The organism is Thiohalophilus sp. (genome assembly GCF_031581315.1).
Classification (GTDB): Bacteria; Pseudomonadota; Gammaproteobacteria; order UBA6429; family Thiohalophilaceae; genus Thiohalophilus.
In genome coordinates this window covers 1-2,442 of the sequence record NZ_JAVLAZ010000163.1, presented here as the reverse complement: position 1 = coordinate 2,442, position 2,442 = coordinate 1, and the positions used below count along the sequence as shown (strand labels likewise).

3 protein-coding genes are annotated in these 2,442 nt (G+C 57.7%); all 3 read left to right on the top strand.

Going from position 1 to position 2,442, the window contains the following annotated elements; translation table 11 throughout:
• Positions 1-189 precede the first annotated feature (189 nt).
• Positions 190-987: an SOS response-associated peptidase gene (locus RI563_RS13155; RefSeq protein ID WP_310694838.1), complete on the top strand. Its 798-nt coding sequence runs from the start codon at positions 190-192 to the stop codon at positions 985-987.
• A gap of 238 nt (positions 988-1,225) precedes the next feature.
• Positions 1,226-1,399 carry a hypothetical protein gene (locus RI563_RS13150; protein WP_310694837.1) on the top strand — a complete coding sequence of 58 codons (174 nt, stop codon included), beginning with the start codon at positions 1,226-1,228 and terminating at the stop codon, positions 1,397-1,399.
• A complete protein-coding gene (locus RI563_RS13145) occupies positions 1,399-2,145 on the top strand; it encodes a YdcF family protein (RefSeq protein ID WP_310694836.1) in 747 nt (248 codons plus the stop codon). Before RI563_RS13150 ends, RI563_RS13145 begins: the two co-directional genes overlap by 1 nt.
• The last annotated feature ends 297 nt before the right edge of the window (positions 2,146-2,442 follow it).

Here is a 2,442-nt window from a genome sequence, read left to right as displayed (position 1 = left end):
ACCTGCCCTCGATGTGGCCAGCCCGTAAGCAATCCATCGGATGCCGACGAAGCCCCTGACGTATCAGTCGTCCACGGACGGGAGACGGGGCACTAACGACCGCCCTCTTGCGTTGATTGAGCGAGGCAAACCGACAATGATGCAGTTGATTGACCAACAATCCCGAGCACCCACTGGGACCTGCCGCTGATGTGCGGTCGTTACGCCCTGCATACCGCCCCAATGAGGGTGGCGCAGTCACTGGGATTGCCTGTCGACCTCGACTGGGACCCCGCGTACAACGTCGCACCCGGTCGGCCGGTACCAGTGATCGCTACGGACCCCGACAGCGGCGATCCGATCGCCACCCATGCTCAGTGGGGTTTTCACCCGCACTGGGCGGGTGACAAAGCGCCCACGCCGATCAATGCCCGAGCCGAGAGCCTCCGGAGCAGCCGCTACTTTCTGGGTAGCTTTCGTCACCATCGCTGCCTGGTGCCTGCCGATGGTTGGTTCGAGTGGACGGAAAGCCATGGCAAGAAGCTGCCCTGGTACTTCCATCGCCGGGACGACACCCCGCTTGCCTTCGCCGGGCTGCTGGCCAAGGGCAAGGATGACAACCTCACCATGGCAATCATCACCGAGCCGGCGCGCAGCATGGCAAAGACCGTTCACGACCGCATGCCGTTGGTACTCACCCATGACAGCATCCCGGCGTGGCTTGCCCCGGCGCTCGAGGACCCCGACGAGCTTCGGGAGCAGGTTCAACACGAACCGGTTGAGCACTTCGAAACCTACCGCGTCACCCCAGCCGTGAATCGGGCGGATGCCGAGGGGGCCGAGTTGATCACCCCGGCCTCGGCCGATGACTCATACTCGATTGGTCGCAGATTCAAGTCCTGCTGTGCCCCTACCTCAGAATCAGAGGTTTGCAAGCCAGCCAACCATGATCCACACAAGTACAAATCTCCCCGGAACCTCAGGGAAACTCGCGGCGTCAGTCCCTGACCCGTAGCTGCCTCACCTAGGCTCCAAATCCTTTCAAGTGCTATGGTCAGATCCGGCCCCTGGCCAGGCCGACGATGCACCATGGGACATGGGAGGTTAGCCTTGCGTGGCGGCCCTCTGAACACTCACCGCACCAAAAACGTCACGGAAGGAGCGAGTTCTCAGTGATGAGCACACCCTCGATGGCCACGGCCAGCCAAATCCCGCCTTTAATCACCAACGCAATCGCCGGCAGGAAATGAAGTCGATGATCGGCTTGCTCGCCGGCGCGGTTGCTGACATGCGACTGAGAGAGCTCGAGGCCGCATTCCTCGATACTTGGTTGCGCGACAATCACCACCTGTCAGGCGAACACGACGCGCGCGAAGTGAAACTGACCCGAATGGATACCTATGTGGCGAGTCTGCGTTGATGATCAATCTGCTGAAATATCTGGTTTTGCCGCCAACAGGTAATACCTTACTGGCGCTACTGGGGCTTTTGCTCATTTTCAGAAAATGGACAAAAACAGGGGCAGCCCTGATTCTGGCAGCAATTTCCAGCCTGGTGCTGCTTTCCATGCCTGTAGTCAGCCACCAGTTGACCCAGCCTTTAGAGAAATACCCGCCACTGAGCCTTGAAACAGCAGTTCAGCAGCAAGCCATTATTGTACTGGGAGGCGGACGCTCTTATTCCGGCAAGGAATTCGGTTGGCCGGATGCTCCCAGTGAAGCCAGCATCAGCCGCCTGAGCTATGCAGCCTGGTTGCATCGCAAAACAGGACTGCCGTTGTTACTGGCAGGCGGAACCAAACATGGCGAAGAACTCAGTGAAGCCCTGCTGATGCAGAGAATGCTGGTGGAAAGCTTTGGTGTAAAAGCCCGGTGGCTGGAAGAGAGAAGTCGCAACACCAATGAAAATGCAATCTTCAGCGCAGACCTTCTGCAAAAGCAGAATATAGATAAGGTGATTCTGGTCAGCCACGCCTGGCACTTGGCAAGAGCCGTTCCTGCTTTTGAAAGCGAAGGACTGGATACTCTGCCAGCACCCCTGCAGTTTTCCACCCCGCCCCCTTCAGGACTGATCGGCTGGATACCCCGTGCCTACCACCTAGAAAAAAGCACTATGGCACTGCATGAATATATGGGAAGAGTGGTTTACAGCTTGCTCAGCTCATAGGCAGCGCCAACTTTCAAAATTTATTTTTCATCATGTTGTGGTCCAGCGACCTTAGACAGTTCGGCGAGTGACTTCTCGCTTTCCGAGGGCGAATCTATCCGGATCGGGAAGAAGGCCGCCGGGATGTTTCGATTACATCGATCTCTTCTAGAAGGCCCGCTGCAACGGCCACATCGGCGGGCTCTCTCCGGTAGAGTTCGAGAAGCCCTATTTCAACCGGCTCAAAAGTATCTCGAAAATCGGGGGCGATTCACATCGCCTTCTGCCGCGCAGCCTTGCGCTAACCCAGTCGTTGCT